The following is a 7,795-nucleotide window of genomic DNA, read 5'->3' as shown; positions in this document are numbered from 1 at the left end:
ACCAATTGATTAAAAGTCAACTGCTCTACCAACTGAGCTAACGACCCACTTTTACGCTGTTTTCACGTTGTTTGATATCCCGTGGCAACGGCGGCATATATTACTGATTTAAGAATTCAGCGCAACAAAAATTTCGATGAAGATCACTTAACTGCTTAGTAATCATGCGGCACGACCAGAAATAACGCGATTTCTGGTCATGCGGTAATCATCCCATCGAATTCAGACGTTTTTGCGCCTGCTTAGCACCTTCGGTGCCCGGGAATTTTGCAACCACCTGCTGGTAAACCGCTTTGGCCTTCGCAGTGTCGCCTTTGTCCTGCATGATTACGCCCACTTTGTACATTGCATCAGGCGCTTTTGGCGATTTCGGATAGTTTTTCACCACTGAGGCAAAATAAAACGCCGCATCGTCCTTTTTACCCTTGTTGTAATTCAACTGACCAAGCCAGTAATTCGCATTCGGCTGATAAGTGGAATCAGGGTATTTCTTAACGAAGTTCTGAAACGCAACAAGCGCGTCATCCTGACGAGATTGATCCTGCACCAGGGCAATGGCCGCGTTGTAATCGGTATTCGCATCACCGCTCTGTACAGGCGCGCCTGTTGAAGCAGATGCATCCGCTGCTGGCGCAGAGGTTGCCGCCCCGCTCTGATCGCCCGCGGCTGGCTGTGCTTGTGCTGCACCACCGCTGCTCAGGCTATCTATTTGCAACAAGATTTGCTTCTGACGTTCCACAACCTGGTTAAGCTGATACTGGCTTTCCTGAATCTGTCCGCGGAGAGAGTCAATATCGTTTTGGTTATCGGAAAGTTGTTGCTGGAGTTGGGTTAAAAGCTGGCTGTGAGCGTTTGAAATACGCTCGAGTTGAGTGACCCGGTCTTCTACCGAGCCTGAGCCGACACTACTGATTGGTGCCTGAGCAAAAGCGGCCCAGGGGGCCGCTATTCCAACCAGTAACGACAGACTCAACAGTTGATGTCTGAAGTTACTGCTCATGCAATTCTCTTAGTAAACCAGTACGGCACGACGGTTTTTGGAGTAAGCCGCTTCGTCGTGACCCAGTACTGCAGGTTTTTCTTTACCGTAAGAAACGATGGAGATCTGGTCAGCAGAAACGCCTTTACCCTGCAGGTACATTTTAACAGCGTTAGCACGACGTTCACCCAGGGAGATGTTGTACTCTGGAGTACCACGTTCGTCCGCGTGACCTTCTACGGTGACTTTGTAAGATGGGTTGCTACGCAGGAAGTTAGCGTGAGCATCCAGCATCGCAGCGAAGTCAGAACGGATGTCGTATTTATCCAGATCGAAGTAAACGATGTTGTTCTGCTGCAGCTGCTGCATCTGAAGACGCGCTTGCTCTTCAGAAGACATGTTGCCATTGCCATTCGCGTCCATACCGGTGCCGGCACCCATCATGCCTTCGCCGCTCTGGTCATTGCTGGCGTTCTTGTTAGAAGAACACGCTGCGATTGCCATTACAGGCAGAGCGATCATCAGCCCCTTCAGCACTTTGTTCAGTTGCATTTCTATGATTCCTTTAGTAATCAATTAATTATTATTTACAGATACGGCGACCAGGCAGGTGATTTTACCTGTCCATCAGTTGCCGGAATACGCGCTTTGAAACGCCCATCTGTAGAAACCAGATTCAGCACAGATCCCATCCCCTGAGAAGAGCTGTAGATTACCATAGTGCCGTTAGGTGCCAGACTTGGCGTTTCATCCAGGAACGTTGACGACAGAACTTGCACGCCACCCGCTACCAGATCTTGTTTGGCAATGTGTTGCTGCCCACCGTTGGAGCTTACCATTACCATAAATTTACCGTCGCTGCTCACGTCTGAGTTCTGGTTCTGAGAACCTTCCCAGGTAATACGCTGCGGAGCACCGCCGTTGATGTTTACTTTGTAGATTTGTGGACGGCCAGCCTGGTCAGAGGTAAACGCCAGGTTTTGACTGTCCGGGAACCACGAAGGTTCAGTGTTGTTGCTGCGACCGTCGGTGACCTGACGGATCTGGCCAGAGCCAATGTCCATTACGTACAGGTTCAGGCTACCGGTTTTAGACAGCGCAAACGCCAGTTTAGACCCGTCCGGAGAGAACGACGGCGCACCGTTGTGGCGAGGGAACGACGCCACCTGACGAACAGCACCGTTAGCCAGCGTCTGGATAACCAGCGCAGAACGGCCGCTTTCGAAGGTGACATAGGCCAGTTTAGAGCCGTCCGGAGACCAGGCTGGAGACATCAGAGGCTGGGAAGAACGCTTCACAAGGAACTGGTTGTAACCATCGTAGTCAGATACGCGCAGCTCATACGGGAACTGACCACCGTTGGTCTGTACCACGTAAGCAATACGGGTACGAAACGCACCTTTAATGCCGGTCAGTTTTTCGAATACCGCATCGCTGGCTGCGTGTGCCGCATAGCGCAGGTACTGTTTAGTGACCTTGTAAGAGTTCTGTGCCAGAACGGTACCTGGCGCACCGCCGGTATCCACCAGCTGCCAGGCCACATTGTAAGAGCCGTCCGGGTTAGGGGTAACCTGACCCACAACCACGGCATCAATGCCCAGTGCAGACCACGCGGCAGGTTGAACTTCCTGCGCGCTACCCGGCTGCTGAGGCAGACGAGAACGATCTAACGGGTTGAATTTACCGCTGTTACGCAGGTCAGCCGCCACGATGCCACCGGCATCTTCAGGTGCAGCGCCAGCACCGGCCCACTGGAACGGAACAACACCGATTGGGCGTGCCGAGTCGTTCCAGTCTGTAATGTCAATGCTGACTGTTGCATGTACTGTTGCAGTCAACAGTACTAAAAAACCAAACGCTAATCGTAATGCCTGCTTCATCATATCTCCCTTATCCGAACAATTCGCCCTGGATAATTTAGCAGAAGGTTAACAAACTCATTTACACAAAACTATCAGAACTCGCCAACATAAACCGCTGCCATTCTGCTCATGGCTTAAAGTTCAGCGAGGCATCTTTGAATACCTCATACACAGCCTGGCTCGGTGGTTTAGGCAATTTTGCCTGGTTAACCGCAACAAGCGCAGCCTGGCACAATGCTTCATCTCCACCTTCTGACTCAACGCTCAGCACCATACCATCAGTAGCCAGTTTAATATGCAGTCTGCACGTTTTCCCGGTATACAATGATTTATCGTTAAGCCTGCTGGCTATAGCCGCAGCAATCTGGTTCTTATAGTCATTGATTTCAGCGCCAGAAGCACCGTTGTTCTTAGTGTTACCACTTCCCGCAGGAGCAGCATTACTTCCTTTCGCCCCACCGCCCGTTTTCGGCGCATTCTTACCGGAGCTCAAATCGCCCAGCAGATCGTCAACCCCTGCGGCAGCAGCGGCTTTTTCAGCGGCGGCAGCCTTTTTAGCAGCCGCTTTTTCAGCTGCTGCTTTCTTATCGGCAGCGGCCTTCTCAGCTGCAGCTTTTTTGTCGGCAGCAGCCTTCTCTGCGGCCGCTTTCTTCTCCGCAGCCGCTTTTTCAGCAGCGGCAGCTTTTTCTGCTGCTGCTTTCTCGGCTGCAGCCGCTTTCTTCGCGGCTTCGGCAGCAGCTTTCTTCTCTGCTTCCTGAGCGGCTTTTTTCGCGGCTTCTGCTTCTGCTTTCTTCTGGGCATCAGCAGCGGCTTTTTTCGCGGCTTCCGCTTCAGCTTTCTTCTGGGCATCAGCAGCGGCTTTCTTCGCGGCTTCCGCTTCGGCTTTCTTCTGGGCGTCAGCAGCAGCTTTCTTCGCCGCTTCTGCCGCTAATTTCGCCTGGGCATCAGCCTGTGCTTTTGCATCCGCTGCGGCTTTCGCTGCCGCCTCTTCCGCCTGCTTTTGCTGTTCCTGGGCTTTCTTCGCGGCCTCTTCAGCTTGCTTCTGCTGCTGTGCCTGCTCTTTCGCCGCTTCCTGGGCCTGCAAACGTTCTTTTTCAAGCTGCTTCAGACGCTCCTGCTCAGCGGCCTGCTTTTCACGCAGTTCTTCCGCTTGCTGTTGCGCCTGTTTTTCACGCTGCTCTTCAGCCCGTTTTGCGCTCGCCTGCTGCTGTTGCTGACGGTTATAGTTCTGCACGACCGCACCGGGATCCACCATTACGGCGTCAATGGAAGAACCGCCACCGCCGCCTGATGCATCAATATGCTCGTCGAACGAACTCCAGATCAGCCCTGCAAAGAGAATCACATGCAGCACTGCGGAGACGATTATCGCTCGCTTAAGCTTGTCGTTCTGTTCGGTTGCCTTTGACACTATCGGTTCCCAAAAACTACGCGGATGATCAAATAGGCTGAGTCATTAAGCCAACTGACTTAACACCCGCACTATGTAGCAAGTTCAGCGCTTTAATAATTTCATCGTAGGGTACGTCTTTCGCGCCACCGATTAAGAAGACCGTTTTCGGATTTGACTCCAGGCGACGCTGCGCTTCAGCAATGACCTGTTCAGGTGGAAGCTGATCCATACGATCTTTTTCAACCACGACGCTATATTGCCCTACGCCGGAAACCTCAATGATAACCGGAGGATCGTCATTGGTGCTTACCGCCTGTGATTCTGTCGCATCCGGCAGATCCACTTCCACGCTCTGGGTAATGATTGGCGCTGTCGCCATGAAGATCAGCAGCAGTACCAACAGAACGTCCAGCAGTGGAACGATATTGATTTCGGACTTGAGCTCGCGACGACCTCGTCCACGCGATCTGGCCATGGTTTACCCCTTGTTGCTCTCGGTGCTGGTAAACGCCTGACGGTGCAGAATCGCAGTGAACTCTTCCATAAAGTTGTCGTAGTTCAATTCCAGTTTGTTCACGCGCTGGTTCAGACGGTTGTAAGCCATAACCGCCGGGATTGCCGCAAACAGACCGATAGCGGTCGCAATCAGTGCTTCTGCAATCCCCGGGGCAACCATCTGCAGCGTCGCCTGCTTCACCGCACCCAGCGCGATAAAGGCGTGCATGATGCCCCACACCGTACCAAACAGGCCGATATACGGGCTGATGGAACCGACAGTACCAAGGAAAGGAATGTGGGTTTCAAGGTTTTCCAGCTCACGGTTCATTGAGATACGCATGGCACGCGAGGCCCCTTCCACGACCGCTTCCGGCGCATGATTATTTGCGCGGTGCAGACGGGCGAACTCTTTGAAGCCGCTATAAAAAATTTGCTCGGAGCCGGTCAGGTTTTCACGGCGTCCCTGGCTTTCCTGATACAGACGAGAAAGCTCAATGCCCGACCAGAACTTATCTTCAAACGCTTCTGCTTCACGGCCAGCAGCATTGAGGATACGCGTTCTCTGGATGATGATGGCCCAGGATGCGATTGAAAAACCAATCAAAATCAACATGATAAGTTTAACCAGAAGGCTTGCCTTCAGGAACAAATCAAGGATATTCATGTCAGTCACTGCTTAAACTCCGCGACAATAGACTTAGGAAGCGCACGAGGCTTCATTATGGTTGGATCAACACAAACAATCAGTACTTCAGCTGAGTTCAGTACGGTGTTCTCTGCGTTGACTATCCGCTGCGTGAAAACCAGTGAGGTCCCGCGCATTGATGTAATTTCAGTTTGGACTTCGAGCATATCGTCGAGTCTGGCAGGCGCAAAATACTCAAGCGTCATCTTGCGTACCACGAAGGCAACTCGCTCAGCCAACAGCACCTGTTGACTAAAGTGATGATGGCGCAGCATCTCTGTGCGTGCCCGTTCATAAAAAGCAACGTAGCTGGCGTGGTAAACCACACCACCGGCATCGGTATCTTCGTAATAGACACGAACCGGCCATCGAAACAGCGTTGTATTCACTTTACATCCCAGTAATGCAATTAGGTTGTGTCCTGTCATTGTTCGCGGATGGCGCTGACGGACATTTTTACACAGAACAAGGCGCGAGCGGCGAGATTTGGTGGCTCCAAATAAGCCGCGAGCAACGCGGTGCTGTGTAAAAATGTCCTCAGCCCTTCGGGACGCGTACCCTCAGGACGTTCTCTGCGTTGTCGCACTTGGACATAGTACCACTATGTCCTGCGCACTCCGCCTTGATAACGTCCTGATGGTTCAGCGTCGCCACTGCGCACAATGACAGGACACAACCTCAAGTTAGAGCTTTTAAACTTCGCTACTATACGCGCGGGAAAGATGGTTTGGAATGGGAGAAAGTAAACGGAGAGTAAATTTTTATGGGCTCGGGTAAGCCCATAACGTTAACGGACATTTCTTATTCAGAAGAAGAAGAAAATCAAACCTGCGAGAAGCACCAGATCGGCAATGAGGGGGCAAAAAATCCCCTGCCAGTGAATGGCTTTCGGGCGAAAGCCCACGCCGTGGATCACACCTGCGCACACCGCCCACATAATGAGGAAGCCGTGCCAGATTTCCAGCTCGCTGGTTTTCGCTGCAAAGCGCGAAGGGTCCCAGAAGATACAACCTGCCAGCAGTAATGCCATCACTAAAGAAAGCGCCCGTAACGGGCGCTTATCCATTACCGCGTAAAGTGTCGCGATAATATTCATCAGTGTTTTTCTTCACCTGCTTTGGTCGCTTCAACGTGCTCAAGCGCCAGGGCAGTGATGACACCAAAAGCACAGGCAAGAAGCGTCCCTAAAATCCATGCGAAGTACCACATATTCAGCTCCTTACTTAGTACATAGAGTGGGTGTTGCTTTCGATATGCTCTTTAGTGATACGTCCGAACATTTTCCAGTAACACCAGATGGTGTAGGCCAGAACAATCGGAACGAACACGCAAGCAACATAGGTCATCAGGTTCAGCGTCATATGGCTGGAGGTTGCATCCCACATGGTCAGGCTAGCATTCAGCATGGTGCTGGATGGCATGACGAATGGGAACATGGCAATACCCGCAGTCAGGATGATGCACGCCAGCGTCAGTGAGGAGAACACGAACGCCAGGGCGCCTTTCTCCAGGCGAGACGTCAGCACGGTCAGCAGCGGCAGCAACACACCCAGTGCAGGGACAACCCACAGAACAGGCGTATTGTTGAAGTTCACCAGCCATGCACCTGCCTGACGCGCGACTTCTTTAGTCAGCGGGTTAGACGGCGCTGCGTGGTTGATAGCGGACGTTACCACGTAGCCATCAATGCCGTACACCACCCACACACCGGCCAGCGCGAAGCAGACCAGCGTAACCAGCGCGGCAACCTGAGCCGTCGCGCGCGAACGCAGGTGCAGTTCACCCACGGTACGCATCTGCAGGTAAGTTGCGCCCTGAGTGATGATCATCGCCACGCTCACGATACCTGCCAGCAGACCAAACGGATTCAGCAGCTGGAAGAAGTTACCGGTGTAGTAAAGACGCATGTACTCGTCCATGTGGAACGGTACGCCCTGCAGCAGGTTACCAAAGGCCACGCCAATCACCAGCGGCGGAACGAAGCTACCGATAAAGATGCCCCAGTCCCACAGGTTACGCCAGCGGGTATCTTCAATCTTGGAACGGTAGTCGAAACCGACCGGACGGAAGAATAAAGAGGCCAGCACCAGAATCATCGCCACATAGAAACCGGAGAACGCAGCCGCGTAGACCATCGGCCAGGCAGCGAACAGCGCGCCGCCAGCGGTGATCAGCCACACCTGGTTACCGTCCCAGTGCGGGGCGATGGAGTTGATCATGATTCGACGCTCGGTGTCATTACGACCGAGGAAACGGGTGAGCATCCCCACCCCCATGTCGAAACCATCCGTGACGGCAAAACCGATCAGCAGAACGCCGACCAACAGCCACCAGATAAAACGTAATACTTCATAATCGATCATTTGATGACTCCTGTC

The 7,795-nt window shown here is 52.6% G+C and carries 10 protein-coding genes; all 10 read right to left on the bottom strand.

The features are described from left to right. Positions 1–208 precede the first annotated feature (208 nt). The 10 genes from cpoB to cydB all read right to left on the bottom strand — a co-directional run bounded on the left by cpoB (position 209) and on the right by cydB (position 7,780). The gene (gene cpoB / locus LDK53_RS20095) at positions 209–1,000 is read right to left on the bottom strand and encodes a cell division protein CpoB (RefSeq protein ID WP_025757212.1); all 792 of its coding nucleotides are present in this window, start codon (positions 998–1,000) and stop codon (positions 209–211) included. Positions 1,001–1,009: 9 nt separating this feature from the next. Continuing rightward, entirely contained in the window at positions 1,010–1,531 is a 522-nt protein-coding gene (gene pal, locus LDK53_RS20090) for a peptidoglycan-associated lipoprotein Pal (protein WP_003858578.1), read from the bottom strand. A gap of 35 nt (positions 1,532–1,566) precedes the next feature. Beyond that, positions 1,567–2,859, bottom strand: coding sequence for a Tol-Pal system beta propeller repeat protein TolB (tolB, locus tag LDK53_RS20085; RefSeq protein ID WP_225287895.1), 1,293 nt, complete (start codon positions 2,857–2,859; stop codon positions 1,567–1,569). Positions 2,860–2,968: 109 nt separating this feature from the next. Continuing rightward, positions 2,969–4,252, bottom strand: a complete 1,284-nt coding sequence (gene tolA, locus LDK53_RS20080) for a cell envelope integrity protein TolA (RefSeq protein ID WP_025757210.1) — start codon at positions 4,250–4,252, stop codon at positions 2,969–2,971. Between the two features lie 28 nt (positions 4,253–4,280). Continuing rightward, complete coding sequence (tolR, locus tag LDK53_RS20075; RefSeq protein ID WP_003858589.1) at positions 4,281–4,709, bottom strand: colicin uptake protein TolR; 429 nt, start codon at positions 4,707–4,709, stop codon at positions 4,281–4,283. Positions 4,710–4,712: 3 nt separating this feature from the next. Then, the gene (tolQ, locus tag LDK53_RS20070; protein ID WP_008501101.1) at positions 4,713–5,405 is read right to left on the bottom strand and encodes a Tol-Pal system protein TolQ; all 693 of its coding nucleotides are present in this window, start codon (positions 5,403–5,405) and stop codon (positions 4,713–4,715) included. Next, complete coding sequence (ybgC, locus tag LDK53_RS20065; RefSeq protein ID WP_003858593.1) at positions 5,402–5,806, bottom strand: tol-pal system-associated acyl-CoA thioesterase; 405 nt, start codon at positions 5,804–5,806, stop codon at positions 5,402–5,404. The genes tolQ and ybgC overlap by 4 nt, the downstream gene beginning before the upstream one ends. A 416-nt stretch (positions 5,807–6,222) precedes the next feature. Then, positions 6,223–6,513: a cyd operon protein YbgE gene (ybgE, locus tag LDK53_RS20060; RefSeq protein ID WP_014831116.1), complete on the bottom strand. Its 291-nt coding sequence runs from the start codon at positions 6,511–6,513 to the stop codon at positions 6,223–6,225. Beyond that, positions 6,513–6,626, bottom strand: coding sequence for a cytochrome bd-I oxidase subunit CydX (gene cydX / locus LDK53_RS20055; RefSeq protein WP_003858598.1), 114 nt, complete (start codon positions 6,624–6,626; stop codon positions 6,513–6,515). The genes ybgE and cydX overlap by 1 nt, the downstream gene beginning before the upstream one ends. Before the next feature lie 14 nt (positions 6,627–6,640). After that, positions 6,641–7,780 (bottom strand): cytochrome d ubiquinol oxidase subunit II, encoded by a 1,140-nt coding sequence (gene cydB / locus LDK53_RS20050; RefSeq protein WP_059386061.1) that lies wholly within the window; start codon positions 7,778–7,780, stop codon positions 6,641–6,643. Positions 7,781–7,795 lie beyond the last annotated feature (15 nt).

Origin of the sequence: Enterobacter sp. K16B (assembly GCF_020216105.1) — a bacterium.
Classification (GTDB): domain Bacteria; phylum Pseudomonadota; class Gammaproteobacteria; order Enterobacterales; family Enterobacteriaceae; genus Enterobacter; species Enterobacter sichuanensis.
Note: the sequence above shows the minus strand (reverse complement) of the source record. Positions and strands in the feature narration are given on the sequence as shown.